This is a genomic window from Meiothermus sp. Pnk-1, from assembly GCF_003226535.1.
GTDB lineage: Bacteria > Deinococcota > Deinococci > Deinococcales > Thermaceae > Allomeiothermus.
This window is the reverse complement of the sequence record NZ_QKOB01000001.1, coordinates 130962-150767: the sequence shown is the minus strand read 5'-3', so window position 1 is coordinate 150767 and position 19806 is coordinate 130962. Positions and strand designations below refer to the sequence as shown.

Below are 19806 nucleotides of genomic sequence, written 5' to 3'. Positions count from 1 at the left end.
ATTAGGTGAAGCTTTGGAGGGAGATATGCTATACCTTTTATGGCCAATCGTTTTCATAGGGTTGTTGGTTTTCGCTTTTCGTAAACCCAAGGGGAAACGTTGGGGCTGGGTGCTAGGAGCAATCTTATGGCTATTAGTCTATCCCTCGCTTCTAGTCGCTATGACTCCTGGTTCTACTACAGCTACTACTCCCAAGCCAAGCATTGCGGCCAAACAGGGTCCTGGCTCGTTGCGAATTATTGTAACCCCCAGCGACGCTCGCGTTACCGTTCAAGGCCCGAATAATTACTACCGCAAAGCAACGGGATCAAACAAATTTGGTAATTTACCGCCTGGAGACTATACAGTTACCATCAGCAAGCCTGGTTATGACACACTAACTAAAATAGTCAGCGTGACCGCTGGGAGCAATCAATCCTTTACCTACCAAATTAAGAGCCTGGCCCAGATCACCGCTGAAAAGCAGGCCGCTGAACTGGCGGCACAAAAAGAAGCAAATTGCTCAGGTATACAACTTATCATTGAGGATTGGCATTGGAGCCAGATTAGCGACAGTTTTGTAAAGGCCGAGGGTAGGGTGACAAACGTGTCAGGCCAAAGCTTGGATAAAGTTGTTGCTAAAGTTTCTTTCTTCACCAAAAACGACGAGTTCATTACTTCTCAAGATGCTCTTATAGATTACCAGCCGGTGCTTAACGGTCAAACCAGCCCTTTCAGCGTAATTGCTACTTATAACCCGGCTATGCGCACCGCCCAACTTGAACTAGCTGAGTTTTGGGGAAGCACATATCGGTACACAGATCGCAAAACTTGGAACAAGTACGCGTGTGGGTCTTGATCAATGAGAGTGACCAAACCACTTACAGATTCTCTAGTTAAGGTGGTATAAATGGTGAACGGAGATTTTTATGCCCCACAAGCCTACCCCGGAAAGCGAACTCGAAAGGCTCACCCGCAAGGTCAGCCGGGTAACTTTGGCCATGATCGAGGGGCTAGAAGCAGGTTTTCGTCAGGCTGGGGTAAAACCGGAGGATCTCGAAGCGCTGGCAGCTCAGTTCGAGCAAGATCAGCAGAGTCGGCGCGCCCGGATGGAGGCCGAGCATGAGCAGCGCGTTCGATCTCTTCGGGAGCGATTCGGGCGTTCTTAAACACTTTCTCTATCTCGACGATTACCGGGTAGCCTCTTATATTTCGCAATTCAATGGGGGCTACACTTTCCTCAAACAACTGCGCGAGTTTTCGGCTGATGCGACGCAGGATGTACCCTTGGGGTATGAGAAAGAGACGAAGATCGAGCAAAAGGCTTCGGGCAAAGCGGGCGCTGGGGTCTTAGGGGTAGAAGGCGAGAGGGCTCAATCAGAAACCACCAAGCTGGTTCGGGGCGGCCAAACGCGCTACCAAGCCGCCTCGACGGGCCTCGACGAAATCCGGGTGGCTCACGACAACCTCTACCTCGATTTGGAGGCTGAGCTGCTCAAACGCAAGTTGATCCGGAGCGCCGATGTGCAGCTGAGTCCCGGAATCGTCAGCTGTACCGGGTTTGGCCGCTTCGTGGAGCTAGCTCCAGTGCTCGAACTCTTTCAACACCCTGAGGACCTGGCGCCTCTCTTTGAAGGCGAACTGGCAAAGACGTTTAAATCAATGACCAAAAATGGCAAAGCTTTTGCGCGGTTCTTCAAAGCCACAGCCTTTACCCCGCTGACGCTGGTAGTACATACAAAAACTAGGACCATTGCTGCTCCTCTAAACCTCACTCATCTACGTTTGACCCTTGAGCAGCTCCGGGCGGGCTACGCGGGGGATCAGCTGATCACGCTGGTGGGTTATTTACCTCAGAAAAGCGTAGAGCCTAGGAATATCAACCTCTTCGCCGACATAAACCTTGGGGCATTGCTACCCACCATCATTGGCGAGTTTGACGCGATAATTGAGCCTTTGGCTATTTACATAGAGCAGCCGATCGAGTAGATCGTCAATCGTCCCCCACTGAACAACCCCTATTATGAAACGCGCCAACAATGAAGGCACCATCTACAAACGCGCAGACGGGCGCTACGAGTATTCGTTGATGATCAGCGGTAAGCGCCACCGGGGGTACGCCAAGACCCGCAAAGAAGCCGCCAAGAAGCTAGCTGAGTTGCTGGTGGCCTATGGCCGCAATTTGCTCCCTGACCCCGACCGGATCACCCTCAAAGAGTTTTGTGAGCGCTGGCTGGCTTCAGTAGAGCGCCGGGTCAAACCTACCACCCATTACGGGTACAAAGTCGCCCTTGAGAAACACGCAATCCCTATATTGGGGGATATAGCGGTGCAGCGCTTACAGCCGCTGCACTTGACTCACCTTTACGCTGATTTGCTTAAGAAGCGCATTCACCCCAATGACCCCAAGCGGCTTAAGACCCTCTCCCCAACGACCGTCCGGCTGGTGCATCGGACCTTGCACGCCGCGCTCGAGGACGCCGTGCGTTGGGGATTGTTGCCCTGGAACCCAGCGGACCGGGTCAAGCCCCCTCAGGCACCGCGCTACACCGGTGAGGTGTGGACGCCCGAGGAAGTCTGGCGCTTCCTGGCTGAGGCTCAACACTCCCGCTTGTATGCCCTTTTTTTCTTGGCCCTCATGACCGGGATGCGCCGAGGCGAACTGCTAGGGCTGAAGTGGGCGGACATTGATTGGCAGGAAGGCGCGATCTGGGTGCGGCAAAACCTCACCAAAGCTGGCAGCAAGCGGGTTGTTCAATCCCCTAAAACGTACCGCTCGAGCCGTCCGGTAGACGTTTCAAGCGATGTGCTTGAGGTGTTGCAGCAACATCGGGAGCGGCAAGAAAAGGATCGCCTGGGGATAGGGGACGCCTGGGCTGACGAGGGCTGGGTGTTTACAACTTCTGTGGGAACCCCCGTCGAGCCGAGCAACCTGCGTCGGGAGTTTCTAGCCATCATCAAGCGGGCTAAAGTCAAAGAAATTCGCTTCCATGATTTACGGGATACTCACGTCTCTCTGCTGGCCCTGGCCGGGGTTGATCCCAAGGTAGTCTCAGAGCGGGTAGGGCACGCCAGCGTAGCCTTCACCCAACAAACGTACCAACATCTGTTCAGGGCGCAGCGTAAAAAAGCCGCCCTGGCCGTTGGTGAGTTGCTTGGCCCCAGGGAGGACAGACCCACCGCTTAAGGAGCGTTGCCGTCAGGTTGCCGTCAGGAATCAATAACCGGGAGTCATTGCAACTCCCGGTTATCACATTTTACATCGTTCTACACGGATATTTTTTTGGAGCCGAAGGTGGGATTTGAACCCACGACCGCTCGATTACGAATCGAGTGCTCTACCGCTGAGCTACTTCGGCAAGACCGGTCCGCCTAAGGGCGAACGCTTAGGTATTCTAGCGGTCCCACGCTCGGGAAGCAAGCGACAGCTCTTACCCCCCCTCGAGCCCGCGCATTTTTAGGCCTCAACGTGGTACCATTCAGCCTTAGATGAACCGTAAAGACGGCCGTACTCCCCTTCAGATGCGCCCGCTTTCCATTCAAATCGGCTATAACCTCTACGCCGAAGGTTCGGCGCTAGTAGAATTGGGCCATACCAAAGTGCTGGTCACAGCCTCTCTCACCGACGGGGTGCCCCGCCACGTCAAATCGCGCGAGGGCTGGCTGATGACCGAGTATAACCTACTACCCCGCTCTACCAAGGAGCGCAAAGAACGCGAACGGCAAAAGCTCTCGGGGCGCACCGCTGAGATCCAGCGGTTTATGGGCCGGGCCTTCCGCGCGGTATTGAACCTCGGCTTGCTCCCCGGCAAGACGGTGGTGATCGATGCCGATGTGCTCCAGGCCGACGGAGGAACCCGCGTGGCCTCGCTGATCGGGGGCTATGCAGCTTTGCACCAAGCCCTCGATAGGATGGTGCGCTCGGGGGCCCTGGACGAGTGGCCTTTGCAGGAATTTGCCGCCATCAGCCTGGGTTGGTTTGGCCAGGAGCGCATCCTGCTGGATCTCACCCATGTGGAAGACGAAAATGCTTGGGCCGACCTGACCGTCGTCGCGACCAAAGAAGGCGAGGTGATCGAGGTGCACGGCGGGGGTGAAGGCCGGGCAGTACCCCAGCCGGTGTACAAGCAGATGCTCGAGATCGGCCTAGGCTTCATCCCTGAGCTGGTGCGCCGTATACACCAAGCGCTCCCCTGAAATTGGGTAGGCTAAAGAGGAATGCGTGTCCTGGCGACCACCACCAACCCCCGCAAGGCCCAGCGGCTCCAAGAGTTGTTGCGCCCGCTGGGCTGGCAGGTGATCTCGCTGGCTGAAGTGCAGGTGTCCATCCCCGAAGTGCCCCACCTGAGCCCTTTAGATAGCGCCCTGGTGCGGGCCGCCGCCGCCGCCAAAGCCAGCGGCATCCCGGCCATTGCCGATGAGTCGGTGTTCGAGCTACAGGTAAACGGCAAGCTCGAGCACTACTCGGTGCACTTTGGCCCCTGGAATACCGCCTTGGAGCGCAACCTGCGCCTTTTGGAGCGGCTGCGCGGCCTGCCCATCGAGCGCCGTGGGGCCCGCTTCATCACGGTGGTGGCCTTGGCCCAGCCCTCCGGGGCGCTCGAGGTTTTCCAGGGCGAGGTCGCCGGTCTTATCCTTCAGCGCGTGGAGCGTCAGGGCGGAATCGGCTATGATCCCCTTTTCTTCGTCACCGAAATCGGCAAGACCCTAGCCGACATGACCCCTGAGGAGCGCGAAGCCGTCTCTCCCTGGCGGCGGGCAGTGGAACGCCTGGTACAAGCCCAGGCAGCCTTCAACCCCCGATCCGAGCCCACCAAGCCCCAACCCGAGGTCGCCAAACCCGACCCCCCCAGTCCCCCACCTGTTCTTCCTATGCGTGTCCTGGTAGCTACTTCCAACGCCGGAAAATTCAAGGAACTGCGCGAAGGCCTAGCCCCCCTGGGCTGGCAGTTGTTCTCGTTGCTGGATTACCCCTTCAAGATGCCCCACGAGGACGGCTCGACCTTCGAGGATAACGCCATGCTCAAAGCCGCCTTCGCCACCAAGCAGGTAGGGATACCCGCGCTGGCCGATGACTCGGGGCTCGAGGTGGAAGCCCTTCAGGGCGAGCCCGGGGTGTACTCGGCCCGCTACGGCGGCAAATCCAGCGACATCGAGCGCAACCTCTACCTGCTGGACCGCCTCAAGCACGTCAAGGGCGAGGAGCGCCGGGCCAGGTTCGTGGCGGTGCTGGTGCTGGCCTACCCGGATGGGCACCTCGAGGCCTACCGCGGAGAAGCCCACGGCCTCATCCTGGAAGCGCCACGCGGCGAAGGCGGCTTCGGCTACGATCCTCTTTTCTACGTGCCCGAAGCCGGAAAAACCTTCGCCGAGATGAGCCTGGAGGAAAAGGCCCGCTATTCGCACCGGGGTAAAGCCCTACGCGCATTGCTCGAGGCGCACCGAAACGGCCCGCCCCCCCGGGAAATCGTGGCGCTCGAGTAGGGGTTTGCTACATCCATCCCGTCTACGGTTTGGCGCGGCATGGCAGCGGAAAGGGGGTCGTCCCCGGTTCGGCTAGCGGCATCAAGCGAGGCGTCACCCGCGGGTGAGGTCTTGGCGAACCGCGAGCTGTAGCGCCAGCGACGAGTTCCTAGCGGTAGCAGCCGGCATCGCCCAGGGCACATTAGTTGAGCCCAGGCTATACGAATCCCAAAAGAGGCCCTATGCTACGTTCATCGCTGAGCACCTCGGGTAGGAGGTTTTTATGAGAAAGATCTGCACAGCTCTTGCACTGGTTAGCTTATTGATGGTCTCCGTCGCCGTGGCTCGTCCCCCCTACCGCCTCCAGGCCATCGCCCAATTCCACCTGGTCGCTGACAAGGACAACACCCGCACCGTAGGCTGCATTTACTGCCACGTGAGCCCTAACGGCGGCGCGCCCTGGAATCCTTTCGGGGAGAACGTGCGCGCGCACTTCAAGGGCAACATCGCTCAGGCCCTTTACGATGCGCTCAAGGCCAACAAAGACTCCGATGGCGATGGCTACACCGATGTGCTCGAGGTCTTCGCCGGAACCCTGCCGGGCGATCCCAACAGCAAACCCCTGGTAGACCCCGCTTTCTTGCAGCAGTCGCTGGACAAAGCAGGCGGTGTGGACCTGTATAAGCCCGCTCAGTAGGGGCCTCGCAAACTCCGCCGAACAGATTTACATTGAGGATATGCTCAAGGGCAAAGTCGCTTTAGTCACCGGGGCTTCCCGTGGAATCGGCCGCAGCATAGCTCGAGCCCTGGCCTGGGAGGGCGTGCGGGTGGGTTTGTTTGCCCGCAGCCAGGAACAGCTGGCCGAGGTGGAGCAAGAACTCAAATCCGCCCGGCCCAACGGGGGGGAGGTGCTGAGCCTACCTGGGGACGTCACCCGCCCCCAAGACGCCGAGCGCGCGGTGGCCCAGCTCGAGGCCACCTTTGGCGGGCTCGATTACCTGATCAACAACGCTGGGGTGGGAATCTTCAAACCCGTTCAGGACCTGAGCCCAGAGGAGTGGCAACAGGTGTTGGAGACCAACCTCAGCGGCCCCTTCTACATGACCCGCGCCGCCATTCCCGCCCTGCTGCGGCGAGGAGGCGGCTACATCATCAACATCGGCTCTCTGGCCGGGAAAAACGCCTTCGCCGGGGGTGCCGCCTACAACGCCAGCAAGTTCGGCCTGATCGGCTTCTCGGAGGCCGTGATGCAGGACCTCCGCTACTACGGCATCCGGGTGAGCACCATCCTGCCTGGCTCAGTAGACACTACCTTTGGCGGCAACTCCACCGGCGCCGGGTGGAAGATCCAGCCCGAGGACATCGTGGAGGCGGTGCGCTACCTCCTTACCAGCAACCCCCGCACCATCCCCAGCCAGATCGAACTGCGCCCTAGCCAGCCTCCCAAAAAGCAGTAAAGCGTTGCAAAGAACGAGTCCGACGTGCCGCCGAGCCTTGGCTATCGAGCCTCCAGCGATCCTCGAGGGAGATATGTCCCTGCTTTACGGCCAGGGCAAATGGCATAAAATGTACCCGACGCGGCATGAGGGGCTCTAGCTAAAAACCTAAGGCTGCTTTGTATGCGTGTGGAAGCGCTGCCAAAGTGCTGGCGTCGTTCGGTTCTAAGGAGGAGTGATGAAAAGGAGCCTTCTAGCAGTAGCCGTGTTGGCCATGGGCTTGGCTATGGCCCAGGGCAAGATCACGGTATGGACCCACTACAGCGGCCCCGAACTGGCCTGGCTCAAACAGCAGGCGGAAACCTTTAAGAAAACCAGCGGCACCCAGGTCGAAGTGGTAGAGGTGCCGTTCGGGGATATTCAGAACAAGTTCATCTTGGGCGCCCCGCAGGGCCAGGCGGCTGACCTCATCGTGAGCATCCCCCACGACTGGGTGGGCGCTATGGCTTCGGCAGGGGTGCTCGAGCCCATGGGTAAATACGCCACCTCGAGCTACCTGCAAGGGCTAAGTGATGTAGCAACCCAAGCGCTTTCTTACAAGAACCAGCTCTTCGCCCTGCCCATGTTCGCCGAGTCGGTAGCGCTCATCTACAACAAGAAGTACGTCAAGGCCGCGCCCAAGACCTGGGACGAATTCCTCAAGATCGCCCAGGACAACACCAAAGGCAACACCTTCGGCTTCCTCTACAATATCGGCGATCCCTACTTCAATTACGGCTTCTTCGCGGCCTATGGGGCCTCGGTTTTCGCCGGCAGCGGGGGAAACCTCAATACGGGCGAAGTGCGCCTAGGCGGGGAGGCCGGGGTCAAGGCGCTGAACTTCATCAAGGACCTGCGGTACAAGTACAAGCTGGTCCCCGAGGGGGTGGATTACGGGGTAGCCGACGGGGCCTTCAAGGACGGCTCGCTGGCTATGATCATCAACGGCCCCTGGGCGATCGGTGATTACAAGAAAGCCAAGATCGACTTTGGCATCGCCCCCTTCCCCACCCCGCCCGGCGGCTCGGCCTGGAAGCCTTTTGTAGGTGTACAGGGGGTAGCCATCAACGCCTACTCCAAGAACAAGACCGCTGCCGCTAACTTTGCCAAGCTCCTCGTGAGCGAACAAAGCCAGATCTCCTTCAACCAAGCCGGGGGGCGCATCCCGGTCTCCAAGGCTGCGGTGGCCAAGCTGAAAAACGATCCCGTAGTGGCTGGGTTCTCGCCGGTCATCGCCAGCGGTACCCCCATGCCCAACATCCCCGAGATGGGCAAGGTCTGGGGCCCCTGGGGCAACGCCATCCAGCAGGCCGTCCAGAAGCCCGACACCAACGTCCAGAAGATCGTTGACGACATGGTGGCGGAGATTCGTAAGGGCATCACGGGCAAATAAGCTCCATGCTGGCCCCCACCCGTGCGGTGGGGGCCAAAGTTTTACCCGTCCTCGCCCTGACCTTATCGAAATCAAAACCTATCAAAAAGGATTTATCCCGAGGCGGAGAAAAGCGGGTAGATCGCGAAAAAATCCCTTCCCCATGCCCAGACTTTCTTTGGAAGCACGTTAGAATCTGCCTGAGCTAATAGGAGGACTTGGCTATGTACCGATCCCCTCCCGGCGCGCGGGGTTTTTTCCTGACCATCGGTCTGCTGGGCGGAGCCCTGGTGGCGTCCTTTGTGCTCGGCCTGCTGACCTACTGGGGATTACAAGCGGCATTCCCCCGCCCGTTGGATAACCAGTATCCTGGCTACCTCACCTTGATCTTCACCGCGGTGTTTCTGTTGCCACTCACGGTCTTGCTCGCCCGGCGCTTTCCCTTCATCGCCGATTGGTACTACCTGCTCCCGGCCATCGTGTTCTTGCTGGCCTTCACGGTGTACCCGATTATCCTCACGGTCTACTTCGGCTTCACCGACTACACCGGGCTCAGGAACGGCAAGGCCGACCGCTCCACCGAGACCCCGATCGTGCGGGTGGAGGGCAACACCCTCATCGCCGCCTCCAATGCCGCCCAGAGCCTGCGCTGCGAGAGAGCAGACTGTGCGGGCGAGCGCCTGGAGATCACCACCACCATCCAGCGGGCCACCGTGAGGGTAATCCGGGTCGAAGGCCCCCAGATCGTGCTGAATGCCCCTCCGCCCTTCACCCCCAACCTGGCCTATCACATCAACGCCTACCGCTTCATCGGTTTCGGCAACTACGTGGAGATCTTCTCCCGAGCCAGCACCATCCTCTGGCCGGTGTTCGTGTGGAACGTGGCCTTCGCGGCGGGCGCGGTGGCGGTAGGGGCCCTGGCCGGACTCATCTTGGGGCTGCTGCTCAGCAACAAACAGCTCAAGCTGCGCGGCTTTTACCGCACCGCCCTGATCATCTCCTGGGCTATCCCAGGGGTGATCAGCTACCAGGTGTGGAGTGCGATGCTCAACGTGAATTTCGGCCCGGTGAACCGCCTGTTGGGGCTGCTGGGCACCTACCCCATCCCCTGGCTCACCGACCCCGAATGGGCCAAGGTGGCGGTGCTCCTCACCAGCCTGTGGCTGGGCTTCCCTTACTGGATGACCGCTACCTTGGGCGCCCTCACCACCATCCCCGACGACGTGTACGAGGCCGCCAAGATCGACGGGGCCACGGGCTGGCAGACCCTCACCGGCATCACCCTGCCCCTGCTGCGGCAGCCCTTCACCCCCCTGCTCCTGGGCTCCTTCGCCTTCAACTTCAACAACTTCGGCCTCATCTACCTCCTCACCGGGGGAGGGCCCGCCGCCCAGGGGCGGCCTTCCACCGCCCAATCCACCGACATTCTCATCTCCTGGGCTTACAAGACCGCCTTCCAGGCCGACGGCGGGCAGGCTTATGGGCTGGGTGGGGCTATCTCGGTGATCATCTTCGTCATCACCGTGGCCATTAGCCTCATCAACTTCCGGGTGACCGGGGCGTTGCGGGAGGTGCGGTGATGCGGGTCTCCCGCTGGCTTTCCTGGGTCATCGGGGCGGCCATCCTGGGCTGGTTGGTGTTCTTTTACGCCCCCGAGCTGGCCGGGCGGGTGCAGCCGCGGGTTCCCTTCGGCTTCGTGCGCCTCGAGCACGGCTGGCTTTACGCGCTAGGCGGACTTTTAGCCATCGTGGGGGTGATCCTGGTCTACAGCCTGGCCCTCACCGCCTACCACAACCGGCGCCGCGGAAGCCGCAAGAGCCCCTGGCCGCTGTTCGGTCAGGGCGTGACCCACCTGCTCTTGTGGATCTTTTTGCTGTTTGCCTACTACCCGGTGGTGCAGATCGTGGCGGCCTCCTTCGACCCCACCAACAGCCTCTACAAGTTCGGCGCCCCCAAAACCGGCAACCTGCTCATCGACTCGAGGGTCCTCCCCGACTTCTCCCAGGCCAGCCTCGAGAACTACGCCAAGCTCTTCGACGGGGTGGTGGTCTACGGCTACCAGTGGCTGCTCCTGGCTGCCGTTGCGGTCACCCTGCTGCTGTTGCTGGGGGTCGCAGTCTACCGGCGGCTGATCGGGGACACCCAGGAGAATAGCCGCTTGGCCAGCCTCCAAAACCGCTACCTAGCGGCTTTTGCCCTGGTGACCTTCCTGCTGGTCGCGCTGATCTCGCCCTCCCAGTTCACCAGCCCCAACACCGAGGCCAAGTTCGTCCTGTGGGTGCGCAACACCCTCTTCGTCTCGGGGCTCACCGGGCTCTTGGCGGTGCTCCTCACCGCCACCGCGGGGTACGCCTTCGCCCGCTTCAACTTTCCCGGGCGCTACCCCCTGCTCCTGGTCTTCATCTTCGTGCAGATGTTCCCCGGCTTTTTGGGGCTCATCGCCATCTACACGCTGATGTCCAACCTGGACCTGCTCAACACCTACACCGGCCTGATCCTGGCCTACTCGGGCGGGATCATCAGCTTCGGCACCTGGGTGTACAAGGGCTTCCTCGAGAGCATCAGCAAAAGCCTGGAGGAAGCCGCCACCATCGACGGGGCCACCAAGTGGCAGGTGTTTTACAAGATCCTCCTGCCCCTTTCGTCCCCGATGTTCGTGTTCATCTTCCTGTTGCAGTTCGTGGGTACCTATTCCGAGTTCATCGTAGCCAACCTCTTCCTTACCGGCTCCGAGACCTGGACGGTAGGGATGGGGCTGCGGAACTTCACCACCGGCCAGTTTCAGACCAAGTGGGGTCTCTTCGCCGCAGCCTCGGTGCTGGGCTCGATCCCGATTCTCCTCACCTTCTATGGGTTCCAGCGGTACTTTGTCTCTGGCTACACCGCTGGCTCGGTAAAGGAATAGAGCGATGCATTATCACGACTGGGAACCCTTTTGCGTCAGCCCCATGACCCCCGAGCTGGGGGCCGAGGTGACCCTCCGGGTGCGGACATCGGCCAAGGCCGGGGTGTTACTCCTCGAGCGTTTTGGCGAGGTCGAGCGCAGGCCGCTGCAGGCAGTCCAGGGTGGGCTGGAGATCACCCTGCCCATGCACGCTTCGCCCATGCGTTACTGTTTTTTTCTCCCCGAGGAGAAAGTCTACCTCACCAGCGGCGGGCCCTCGAGCACCATGCCCCGCTACGATCGCTTCTTTCACCTGCTCGCGGCCCCCAGCGTGCCGGAGTGGGCAGTGGGGGCGGTGTTTTACCAGATCTTCCCGGACCGCTTCAACAACGGCGACCCCTCCAACGACCCCCAAGACGGCGAGTGGATCTACCTGGGCCAGAAGATCGTGAAAAAAGCCTGGGACGATCCGGTAGACCCCAAGCTCGGACCGCTGCAGCACTACGGGGGCGACCTCGAGGGCATCCGCCAGGCCCTCGGCTACCTGAAGGAGTTGGGGGTCGAAGCGCTCTACCTCACCCCGATCCTGCCCAGCCTCTCCAACCACCGCTACGACGGGCTGGATTACCTCAACGTGGACCCTTACCTGGGGGGCAACGAAGCTTTTGATAGGCTGGTCGCCGACCTCCACGCCCAGGGCTTGAAAATCGTGCTGGACGGGGTATTCAACCACATAGGCGACACCCACCCGGACTTCCAGAAAGCCCTGCACGACCCCGATGCGCCCGAGGCCGGCCAGTTCACTTTCCACGCCGACGGCAGCTACGCCGCTTTCATGGGAGTCAAGACCTTGCCCAAGCTCGACTACGCTAGCCCGCTGGCCGTCGAGCGCTGGCTGGACGGCTACCACGCCCCGCTGCGCCACTGGCTGCGCAAGGGCGCCGATGGCTGGCGGCTGGACGTGGCCCACCAGATCGGCGAGGGCGGCACCGACCGGCGCAACCTCGAGCTGCTGCGCCTCATCCACCGCAACAGCCGCGAGGAAAACCCAGAGGCCTTCGTGTTCGGAGAGCTTTTCTTCGACACCATCCCCTACTTGCGGGCCCACATCTTGGACGGCTCAATGCACTACCACGGCTTTGCCAACCCGCTGCTCGAGTGGCTCAGCGGCAGGAATATCTACGGCTGGGAGGTAAAGGTGAGTGCCGCAGAGGCCTGGCAGACGATGTGGGACCATTACGCCGCGCTCCCCTTGCAGGTTCGCCAAACCATGTATACCCTCCTCGACAGCCACGACGTACCCCGGGCTTTCTGGCGGCTGCGAGGGGATGTTGCGCTATACAAGATGGCCCTGGGCGTGCTGCTCACCTTCCCCGGTGCGCCCGGCCTATACTACGGCGACGAAATCGCCCTCAACCAGACCAACCCCTACGAGGTCTGGAACGGCGACCCGATGTGCCGGGGAACCTTCCCTTGGGACGAGTCGAAATGGAACCGGGAGGTGCTCGAGTGGACCCGTCAGCTCATCCGCCTGCGCAAAAACACCCCCGCTTTACGCCGGGGCGGGCTCCTGCCGCTCCAAGCCCCCGCCGGCGCGATCGCCTACAAGCGGGTTTACCAGGGCGAGGAGGTCTGGGTGTACGCGGCTCCCACCCCGGTGCGCCTCGAGCTGCCGCCCAGCCAAAACCTCCTAAGCGGAGAAAAGACTGGCGGCCAGATCGCGCTGCGTGGTCTGGGAGTCTTCCGGGTAGCATAGCCGAGTATCCCGCGGACGTAGGGCCCCGGGGCGGGAAATCAGGTTGCCAGCGCACCAGCGGTCTGGTAACTCGATTCGTGCTGATCGCATGTCCTACGTCATACGTCGTACGTCCTACGTCATACGTTGTACGTTAAACGATGAGGATCGTTCCTCGGGTGTACCGGCCCCGCCGGTCCCGATAGGGAATCTACCTCTAGGTGTACGGCGGTACGCCGTCCCGATAGGAAATCTACCCCGGGTGTACCGGCCCCGCCGGTCCCGATAGGGAATCTACCTCTAGGTGTACGGCGGTACGCCGTCCCGATAGGAAATCTACCCCGGGTGTACCGGCCCCGCCGGTCTCCCGCGTTTAGCGTTTTGCGTACGACGTAAGTCGTGTTTTGCGTACGACCCAGCCAATTGCAGGCTGGTTTAGGATAGCTCGAGGGGCATCGGCTATACTGAGCCTTTGGTATGCGCGATGCTTTAGAGGCCCTCGAGTTTTACCGTATCCGTCAGGCTTTGGCGGACCGCGCCTCCACCTTTATGGGCCAGGAGGCGGCTCTTGCTATCGCGCCCAAAGCCTCTCTCGAGGAGGCCCTGGCCCAACAGGCCATCGTTGCCGAGGCCCTGGCATACCCTTACCGCCTGGGGGGGATTAGGGATATCCGGGCTCCACTGGCCGCGGCCCGCGAGGGGAAGCGGCTCGAGGGAATGGAGCTACTGAACATCGCCCACACGCTCGAGGCGGCTACTGCGCTCAAACATGAGCTGCTGGAAGTCGGTGAGCGGCTCTCGGCCCTGGCCGCACGCATCGGGGAACACACCCTCTACCGCCGCCGGGTAGCGGAGATCCTGGACTTCGACGGAAGCGTCAAGGACTCAGCTAGCCCCCGGCTAGCCCAGATTCGCAAACGGTTAGGCCCGCTGCGCGAACAGATCCAGCAGCGTCTTTACAGCATCATGGACCGGGCAGGTAGCGCCATCCAAGAGCGCTACATCACCCTGCGCCGGGAGCGATATGTGATCCCCGTCAAGGCCAGCCTTCAGCATCAGGTCCCGGGGATCGTGCTCGACCAATCGGACAGCGGGGTGACGGTCTTCCTCGAGCCCAGCAGCGTGGTGCCGCTCAACAACCAACTGTATAGCCTGCGCCTCGAGGAGGAAGCCGAGATCGCCCGCATCCTCTTCGAGCTCACCGATCTCTTGGCGCAAGACCCGGAGCTGGACGGGACCCTTTGGGCCCTTACCGAACTCGATCTGGCTCGGGCCGCCGCCGCGCTGGCCGAGGACTGGAAGCTCAGCAAACCGCGTTTCAACACCGAGGGCACCTACCACCTCGAGCAGGTTTGGCACCCGCTCATCCCTGGCGCGGTGGCGAACGACCTCGAGCTTTCCCAAAGCCCACGGCTGCTGCTCCTCACCGGCCCCAACATGGGCGGTAAGACCGCCTTGCTCAAGACGCTGGGGTTGGCCGTGTTGATGGCCCAAAGCGGGCTTTACGTAGCCGCCAAGGCTGCTAACCTGGCTTTTCCGGACAAAGTATTTGTGGATATCGGCGACGAGCAGTCGCTCGAGGCCAGCCTCTCGACCTTCGCTGCGCACCTAATCCGGCTGAAGGAGGTCCTGGCTGAGGCTACCCCGAGGAGCCTGGTGCTCATCGACGAGCTGGGTTCCGGCACCGACCCCGAGGAAGGAGCGGCGCTCTCGCAGGCGTTTTTGGAAGCCTTGCTCGAGCGTGGGGCGCGGGGCCTCATCACCACTCACCTCTCCCCGCTCAAGGCCTTTGCCCAAGAAACCCCGGGCGTGCACAACGCCTCGATGCGCTTCGACCTCGAGCGCCTGGCGCCCACCTACCAGTTGGAGGTGGGTACGCCGGGCCGCAGCTACGCCCTGGCCATCGCCCGACGGCTAGGCTTCCCCGAAGCCCTCAACGCCCGCGCCGAAGCGCTGTTGGGTCCCGAAGGGGGGCGGGTCGAACGCCTGTTGGCCGCGCTGGAGGCTGAGCGGGACAGCCTCCGGCAACGGCTGGTCGAAGCAGAGCAGCTCCAAGCCCAGGTCCGGCGGGAGCGGGAAGAGCTTCGGGCCCGGCTGCATGAGCTCGAGCAAAACCGCGAACTTCTCCTGGAAGAAGCCCGCCGCGAGGCAGAAGCCCTGGTGAGGGAGGCCCAAGAGCGGTTGCGGCAGGTGCGCCTACGAGGCAAGAGCGAGGGGCAGGGTAAAGCCCTGCAAGAGCTGCTGCAACTGCGGGGCCGCTACCACAAAGCGCCCAAACCCCAACCCTCGAGCCCTGGCGTGGTGGCCGGGGCCACCGTGCGGGTGCCCGAGTACAACGCCCAGGCCCGGGTGCTCGAGGTGCGGGGCGGCGAGGCCTTGGTGCAGATGGGCTCGGTCAAGATGAGCCTGCCCCTCTCGAGTCTGCAGGCGGTGGAACCCCCCAAGACTTCCAGTGGCGGGATGCGGGTCAGGAGCAATTTCGAGGCCGAACTCAACCTGCGCGGCATGACCGTGGACGAGGCACTACTGGCGATTGATGACTTCCTCACCGAGGCCAAGAGCCTGGGCGAGACCCCGCTGCGGCTGTTGCACGGCAAAGGTACCGGTGCCCTGAGGAACGCCATCCGCGAGGCCTTGCGGCGCGACAAGCGGGTGGAGACCTTCCACGACGCGGTGCCCTACGAGGGGGGGCACGGGGTGACAGTGGTGCATTTGCGGAAGTAGCCGAACCCCCTCTTGCGAGGGGATTCATCGTTTGGCTTCATGGAGCCGGACGGCTGTAGAACGGGAGTCCTGCCGCGAAGGCTGGGCGGTGAAACCGCCGAGTTCCGCGGCTGGGGTTGGGGTTCCCCCCACCCCGTGTCCGCCGCGGCAAACTTCACAACCTGCTTATCCGCGCTTTGTGATCCTAAAGCCGCAGGATGAACTCTCCTTCAAGGGCCTCAAGCCTGGATTTTGGGCGGCGGTGGGGCTTCCGGCCGCGCTTGGGCCTGGGCTTGCTGTAAGCCGAATAAAAACGAGAACTTGACCAGGTGCAACACCCGCTCGGCTTGTCCCGAGCGCACCAGATCCCGCACGAACTCCTCGAGCCCCGGCGGTTCGGGGAACTGCTGAAGCGCCTCCCGGTTGTCTTCCAGCATCTTCTCGAGCCATTCGCGAAAGTCCATGAAAATATTAGACACCCAAACTTTGCGGAGAATGGCCGGTGAGGTCACATACCACGGGTTCAGTTTCGGCTTAGCCCGGGTGAGAACGTGCCTCGAGCCAAGCCAGTATGGCCTCTGCCGCCGCCAGGTTGGTGGCCAGGGGGACGTTATGCACATCGCAAACCCGCATCAGCGCTTGCACATCGGGCTCGTGGGGCTGGGCGGCCAGGGGATCGCGCAGAAAAATCACCGCAATCACCTTCTCTTCCGCCACCATTGAGCCGATCTGCTGATCACCCCCAAGCGGCCCGGAGAGCAGGCGTATCACCTCGAGCCCCGCTTTTTGTTGCAACAGCCGCCCGGTGGTGCCGGTGGCGACAAGCGGATACTTCGCCAATAGCTCACGGTGATCCTTGGCGAAGACCACCAGGTCAGTTTTCTTGCCATCGTGTGCGATGAGGGCCAGCGCCTTGCTCATGAGCTTAGCTTATAGGGTTCTTATCAGACGGCGATACCCAGGTAACATAAGGGCGACCATGACCTTGAAAGAAGCCCAAGCTCGAGTGGACGCCTGGATATCTCAGTTTGAAGAAGGCTACTTCCCCCCCCTGCTCAACCTGGCCCGGCTCATCGAGGAAGTAGGAGAGGTGGCCCGGGTGGTCTCGCACCAAAACGGGAAGAGACCCAAACCCGGCGAGGACCCGGGAGATCTGGGCCTCGAGCTGGCCGATGTGCTCTTCGTGCTGATCTGCATGGCCAACCGCGACGGGATTGACCTCGAGGCGAAGTTCGAGCAGGTGCTGGAGAAGTACCGAATCCGCGACAGCGAGCGCTGGACCAAGAAAAGTTCCTAGCGGCGCAACCCCAACCCCTCCAGGGCCCGCTCGATCACCGGGTCGAGCCCGGTGCGCAGCCAAGCGGCGGGATCATCGCTAGCGGGCGCATCGGGCTGGACAAATTCCGGCAGGGGGGAGCCGTCGCTGTTGAAGGTCCGCACGTAGGTGATGGCCACCGCCGAGTGGTCCAGGAGCGGGAAAAAGTCGGTGGCGGTATTGGCGACCCCAGCGGTGCGCTCCCCCACCACCTGGGCCCGCCCGGCCCGCTGCAACAGGTAAGCGAATATCTCGGCGCAAGAGGCGCTGCGCCGGTTGACCAGCACTGCCACCGGGCCGCGCCAGAGGGCAGGGGCGGGAATGGAGTAGCCGCGCGGGTCGCGGGGGTCGTTGCCTAGGGTGGCCCCCTGGCGAAACCCCAGCGGGGAGCGACCCAGTCGGCTTTGCATGAAGATCTCGTAGTCGCCGATAAAGGCCGCCGCTGCCGAAAGGCACTCGGTCTCCTCGCCGCCCCCGTTGTTGCGCACGTCGAGCAGGATGGCCCGGGCATGCTGTTCTTGCGCCTGGCGCACCAGGGCATGGACCCGTGGCCCTACCTGGCCGTAGGTGGCGAACTGGGGGATGCGGATCACCACCACGCCGCGGAGGGTGGGCAAGTTATAGGCATAGGGCAGCTCGAGCGGAACCATCGCCCGGCGCCTTAGGCTGACCTCGAGCTGCTCCGGGTGGGTCACCTCTCCCCGAGCGATCTGCAAGCGTACCGGGGCATCGCTAGTCAGCTGTTGGTGCAGCGCTTCGGTGCTCGCAGGCGGCGCACCGTTTACCCCCACGACGCGGTCGCCGGGCCGTAACCCCGCCTCCTCTGCTGGGCTTCCCGCTACGATGTCCTGGATCAGCACCGCCCCCGGCCCAGCTGGGCCCAGTTGCAGCCCTACCAGCGGGCGGATCGCTGCCGTGCCGCTCGCGCGCTCGAGCGCGCGGCGGAAATCCTCCGGTGCCAGGTAGTAGGTGTGCCCGTCCCCCAGGTCGCGGAGCATCTGGGCAATGAGCGGACGGGCCACCTCGAAGCCACACGCCTCCCCCTGAGGGGCGCAAGCCCGCTCGAGCTGCTCATGGTAACGGGCCGTCACCTCCTGCGGAGGGGTTTGGGCGGGGCCGTAGTAGTAGAACTCGAGGTAAAAGCTGGCCTCGCGAAAGAGTTCGCTGGCCGGGCTGGCAAAAGCCGAAGCCAGAAAAACCGCCAGGGCCAAGGCACGTAAGGGCATAGCCGGAATGTAGCAGCGATTCCCTCGGGGTAGGTGTAGAACGGATGAAAGGCCCCGACACTCGCTGCACCCTCCCAACCCAAGCCCCTCCTCTTTCGGCAGCTTGCGGCTAGGGTTTTTTGTGTCTCGCGCCTGCCGCCCTCACACCCCGTACAGCGCCCCGAACTTGGCGTTCAGGTAACGGATCAGGTGCTCGGGGTTGAGGTCTTCGCCAGTCACCTGCCGCACGAGGTCGCGCGGCCAGTAGCGACTGCCCTGTTGGTGGATGTTTCTCCGCTGCCACTCGAGCAGGGGGGCAAACTCCCCGCGGGCAAACTGCTCCTCGAGGTTTCCCAGCTCCCTCTCGGCCTGCTGGAAAAACTGCGCCCCGTAGAGATTGCCCAAGGAGTAGGTGGGGAAGTAGCCGATCAGCCCGGCGCTCCAGTGCACATCCTGCATCAGCCCGTCCTTGATCTCCGGAGACTCAATGCCCAGATACTCCCGGTACTTGGCGTTCCAGGCCTCGGGGGCATCCTCTAGGGAGAGGTCTCCGCGCAGGATGGCCAGCTCGAGTTCGAAGCGGATCATGATGTGCAGGTTGTAAGTCACCTCGTCGGCCTCGATGCGGATCAGGCTGGGCTGCACGGCATTGACCGCGAAGTGGAAGTCCTCCAGGCGCACCTCTCGCAAGGCCTCGAAGTGCTCTTGGGCCTTGGGGAAAAAATACCGCCAGAAGCCTAAAGAGCGGCCCACCAGGTTTTCCCAGGTGCGGCTTTGCGATTCATGGATGCCCAGGCTGACCTCGGTGCCCATGGGGGTGCCGTAGTGTTCGCCGAGGAGCCCCTGCCCGTAGAGGCCGTGCCCCATCTCGTGGATGGTGCCGAAGAAGGCCGGGTTGAAAAACTGCTCATCGTAACGGGTAGTAAGCCGCACATCACCGGGGCCAATGCCCTGCATGAAGGGGTGAGCGGTCACGTCCAGGCGGCCTGCTTCCAGGTCGAAGCCGATTCGCGCGATGACTTCCTTGCTCAAAGCCTCTTGGGCGGCCCGGGGGTAGTAGCGGCGCAAGACCGCGGTATCGGGCTTGCGGGAACTCCCCTCGATCCGCCGCAGCAGGTCCACGGTGGCCTCGCGGAGCCGCCGAAAGACCGGCTCGAGCTGGCTGGCAGTGGCTCCTGGCTCGTACTGGTCGAGCAGGGCGTCGTAGCGCTCTTGCTGGTACCCGATGGCGTCGGCGGCCTCGCGGGTGAGGTCGAAGATCTTTTGCAGGATCGGCTTGAAGGAAGCCCAATCGTTCTTGGGGCGGGCCTCCTCCCAGATGGCCTGACCCTCGCTGGTGGCCTGAGCCAGTTCCACCGCCAACCGCTCGGGGATCTTGGTTTGCAGATCGTAGCTGCGCCGCCACTCCCGCACGTTGACCGCCTCCACCGAGGCGGGGTCGTGCACCAGATCGCTGCCCTCGACCCGCGCCAACATCTCCCCGATGCGCGGGTCGGTGCTTCTTTGGTGCAGTAGCCGGGCGAGGGCGGCCTGCATCATGGCCCGGTGCGCATGGCCTTTGCGCGGGATGTAGGTGGCCTGATCCCACCCGGCCAGGGCCCCGAACGACCCCAGGTAGGCGGTCTCTTTGCTGTGTTGGAGGAGCCAGTTGTAAGCTTCTTGCGCGGTCATAGCC

At 62.0% G+C, this 19806-nt stretch carries 18 protein-coding genes, 1 tRNA gene and 1 pseudogene; 15 read left to right on the top strand and 5 right to left on the bottom strand.

What is annotated here, in order from left to right; all coding sequences use genetic code 11:
- Positions 1 to 25: 25 nt before the first annotated feature.
- The 4 genes from DNA98_RS00775 (at position 26) to DNA98_RS00765 (ending at position 3166) form a co-directional block, all read left to right on the top strand.
- Entirely contained in the window at positions 26 to 838 is an 813-nt protein-coding gene (locus DNA98_RS00775) for a PEGA domain-containing protein (RefSeq protein ID WP_110524622.1), read from the top strand.
- Positions 839 to 908: 70 nt separating this feature from the next.
- Positions 909 to 1148, top strand: coding sequence for a hypothetical protein (locus DNA98_RS17585; RefSeq protein WP_129865539.1), 240 nt, complete (start codon positions 909 to 911; stop codon positions 1146 to 1148).
- Complete coding sequence (locus DNA98_RS00770) at positions 1102 to 1968, top strand: hypothetical protein (RefSeq protein ID WP_110524620.1); 867 nt, start codon at positions 1102 to 1104, stop codon at positions 1966 to 1968. Before DNA98_RS17585 ends, DNA98_RS00770 begins: the two co-directional genes overlap by 47 nt.
- A 34-nt stretch (positions 1969 to 2002) precedes the next feature.
- Positions 2003 to 3166, top strand: coding sequence for a site-specific integrase (locus tag DNA98_RS00765; protein ID WP_110524618.1), 1164 nt, complete (start codon positions 2003 to 2005; stop codon positions 3164 to 3166).
- Positions 3167 to 3263: 97 nt separating this feature from the next.
- On the opposite strand, the gene DNA98_RS00760 is transcribed toward DNA98_RS00765, so the two are convergent.
- Positions 3264 to 3338: transfer RNA gene (locus DNA98_RS00760), tRNA-Thr, on the bottom strand.
- Between the two features lie 130 nt (positions 3339 to 3468).
- Here DNA98_RS00760 and rph point away from each other — a divergent pair.
- The 10 genes and pseudogenes from rph to DNA98_RS00715 all read left to right on the top strand — a co-directional run bounded on the left by rph (position 3469) and on the right by DNA98_RS00715 (position 15632).
- Positions 3469 to 4176, top strand: a complete 708-nt coding sequence (gene rph, locus DNA98_RS00755) for a ribonuclease PH (RefSeq protein WP_110524616.1) — start codon at positions 3469 to 3471, stop codon at positions 4174 to 4176.
- Between the two features lie 21 nt (positions 4177 to 4197).
- Positions 4198 to 4746 (top strand): annotated as a pseudogene (locus DNA98_RS17980) (non-canonical purine NTP pyrophosphatase); the annotation flags it as partial.
- Between the two features lie 105 nt (positions 4747 to 4851).
- Positions 4852 to 5463: an RdgB/HAM1 family non-canonical purine NTP pyrophosphatase gene (gene rdgB / locus DNA98_RS17975; RefSeq protein ID WP_233493024.1), complete on the top strand. Its 612-nt coding sequence runs from the start codon at positions 4852 to 4854 to the stop codon at positions 5461 to 5463.
- A 262-nt stretch (positions 5464 to 5725) separates the two neighbouring features.
- A complete protein-coding gene (locus DNA98_RS00745) occupies positions 5726 to 6139 on the top strand; it encodes a thrombospondin type 3 repeat-containing protein (RefSeq protein WP_110524612.1) in 414 nt (137 codons plus the stop codon).
- Positions 6140 to 6179: 40 nt separating this feature from the next.
- Complete coding sequence (locus DNA98_RS00740) at positions 6180 to 6899, top strand: SDR family oxidoreductase (RefSeq protein ID WP_110524610.1); 720 nt, start codon at positions 6180 to 6182, stop codon at positions 6897 to 6899.
- Between the two features lie 217 nt (positions 6900 to 7116).
- Positions 7117 to 8310, top strand: coding sequence for a maltose ABC transporter substrate-binding protein (locus DNA98_RS00735; RefSeq protein ID WP_110524608.1), 1194 nt, complete (start codon positions 7117 to 7119; stop codon positions 8308 to 8310).
- A gap of 203 nt (positions 8311 to 8513) precedes the next feature.
- Positions 8514 to 9869: an ABC transporter permease subunit gene (locus DNA98_RS00730; RefSeq protein WP_110524606.1), complete on the top strand. Its 1356-nt coding sequence runs from the start codon at positions 8514 to 8516 to the stop codon at positions 9867 to 9869.
- The gene (locus DNA98_RS00725) at positions 9869 to 11194 is read left to right on the top strand and encodes a sugar ABC transporter permease (RefSeq protein ID WP_165363879.1); all 1326 of its coding nucleotides are present in this window, start codon (positions 9869 to 9871) and stop codon (positions 11192 to 11194) included. Before DNA98_RS00730 ends, DNA98_RS00725 begins: the two co-directional genes overlap by 1 nt.
- Positions 11195 to 11198: 4 nt before the next feature.
- Positions 11199 to 12929 (top strand): glycoside hydrolase family 13 protein, encoded by a 1731-nt coding sequence (locus DNA98_RS00720; protein WP_110524602.1) that lies wholly within the window; start codon positions 11199 to 11201, stop codon positions 12927 to 12929.
- Positions 12930 to 13385: 456 nt separating this feature from the next.
- Complete coding sequence (locus DNA98_RS00715) at positions 13386 to 15632, top strand: endonuclease MutS2 (protein WP_110524600.1); 2247 nt, start codon at positions 13386 to 13388, stop codon at positions 15630 to 15632.
- A 218-nt stretch (positions 15633 to 15850) separates the two neighbouring features.
- On the opposite strand, the gene DNA98_RS00710 is transcribed toward DNA98_RS00715, so the two are convergent.
- A complete protein-coding gene (locus DNA98_RS00710; protein ID WP_110524597.1) occupies positions 15851 to 16075 on the bottom strand; it encodes a hypothetical protein in 225 nt (74 codons plus the stop codon).
- A 70-nt stretch (positions 16076 to 16145) separates the two neighbouring features.
- Entirely contained in the window at positions 16146 to 16532 is a 387-nt protein-coding gene (gene mgsA, locus DNA98_RS00705) for a methylglyoxal synthase (protein WP_110524595.1), read from the bottom strand.
- A gap of 58 nt (positions 16533 to 16590) precedes the next feature.
- Here mgsA and DNA98_RS00700 point away from each other — a divergent pair, with 58 nt between their 5' ends.
- Complete coding sequence (locus DNA98_RS00700; protein ID WP_165363881.1) at positions 16591 to 16908, top strand: nucleotide pyrophosphohydrolase; 318 nt, start codon at positions 16591 to 16593, stop codon at positions 16906 to 16908.
- Here the strand turns inward: DNA98_RS00700 and DNA98_RS00695 are convergent.
- Positions 16905 to 18152, bottom strand: a complete 1248-nt coding sequence (locus tag DNA98_RS00695; protein ID WP_110524591.1) for a S41 family peptidase — start codon at positions 18150 to 18152, stop codon at positions 16905 to 16907. The two genes, DNA98_RS00700 and DNA98_RS00695, sit on opposite strands and share 4 nt — an antisense overlap.
- Positions 18153 to 18293: 141 nt before the next feature.
- The gene (locus tag DNA98_RS00690) at positions 18294 to 19802 is read right to left on the bottom strand and encodes a carboxypeptidase M32 (protein ID WP_110524589.1); all 1509 of its coding nucleotides are present in this window, start codon (positions 19800 to 19802) and stop codon (positions 18294 to 18296) included.
- Positions 19803 to 19806: the final 4 nt, after the last annotated feature.

Excerpts from the sequence above, each read along its gene's own strand:
- DNA98_RS00775 (WP_110524622.1), top strand. The coding sequence starts at position 26 with ATGCTATACCTTTTATGGCCAATCGTTTTCATAGGGTTGTTGGTTTTC.
- DNA98_RS17585 (WP_129865539.1), top strand. The coding sequence starts at position 909 with ATGCCCCACAAGCCTACCCCGGAAAGCGAACTCGAAAGGCTCACCCGC.
- DNA98_RS00770 (WP_110524620.1), top strand. The coding sequence starts at position 1,102 with ATGAGCAGCGCGTTCGATCTCTTCGGGAGCGATTCGGGCGTTCTTAAA.
- DNA98_RS00765 (WP_110524618.1), top strand. The coding sequence starts at position 2,003 with ATGAAACGCGCCAACAATGAAGGCACCATCTACAAACGCGCAGACGGG.
- rph (WP_110524616.1), top strand. The coding sequence starts at position 3,469 with ATGAACCGTAAAGACGGCCGTACTCCCCTTCAGATGCGCCCGCTTTCC.
- rdgB (WP_233493024.1), top strand. The coding sequence starts at position 4,852 with ATGCGTGTCCTGGTAGCTACTTCCAACGCCGGAAAATTCAAGGAACTG.
- DNA98_RS00745 (WP_110524612.1), top strand. The coding sequence starts at position 5,726 with ATGAGAAAGATCTGCACAGCTCTTGCACTGGTTAGCTTATTGATGGTC.
- DNA98_RS00740 (WP_110524610.1), top strand. The coding sequence starts at position 6,180 with ATGCTCAAGGGCAAAGTCGCTTTAGTCACCGGGGCTTCCCGTGGAATC.
- DNA98_RS00735 (WP_110524608.1), top strand. The coding sequence starts at position 7,117 with ATGAAAAGGAGCCTTCTAGCAGTAGCCGTGTTGGCCATGGGCTTGGCT.
- DNA98_RS00730 (WP_110524606.1), top strand. The coding sequence starts at position 8,514 with ATGTACCGATCCCCTCCCGGCGCGCGGGGTTTTTTCCTGACCATCGGT.
- DNA98_RS00725 (WP_165363879.1), top strand. The coding sequence starts at position 9,869 with ATGCGGGTCTCCCGCTGGCTTTCCTGGGTCATCGGGGCGGCCATCCTG.
- DNA98_RS00720 (WP_110524602.1), top strand. The coding sequence starts at position 11,199 with ATGCATTATCACGACTGGGAACCCTTTTGCGTCAGCCCCATGACCCCC.
- DNA98_RS00715 (WP_110524600.1), top strand. The coding sequence starts at position 13,386 with ATGCGCGATGCTTTAGAGGCCCTCGAGTTTTACCGTATCCGTCAGGCT.
- DNA98_RS00710 (WP_110524597.1), bottom strand. The coding sequence starts at position 16,075 with ATGGACTTTCGCGAATGGCTCGAGAAGATGCTGGAAGACAACCGGGAG.
- mgsA (WP_110524595.1), bottom strand. The coding sequence starts at position 16,532 with ATGAGCAAGGCGCTGGCCCTCATCGCACACGATGGCAAGAAAACTGAC.
- DNA98_RS00700 (WP_165363881.1), top strand. The coding sequence starts at position 16,591 with ATGACCTTGAAAGAAGCCCAAGCTCGAGTGGACGCCTGGATATCTCAG.
- DNA98_RS00695 (WP_110524591.1), bottom strand. The coding sequence starts at position 18,152 with ATGCCCTTACGTGCCTTGGCCCTGGCGGTTTTTCTGGCTTCGGCTTTT.
- DNA98_RS00690 (WP_110524589.1), bottom strand. The coding sequence starts at position 19,802 with ATGACCGCGCAAGAAGCTTACAACTGGCTCCTCCAACACAGCAAAGAG.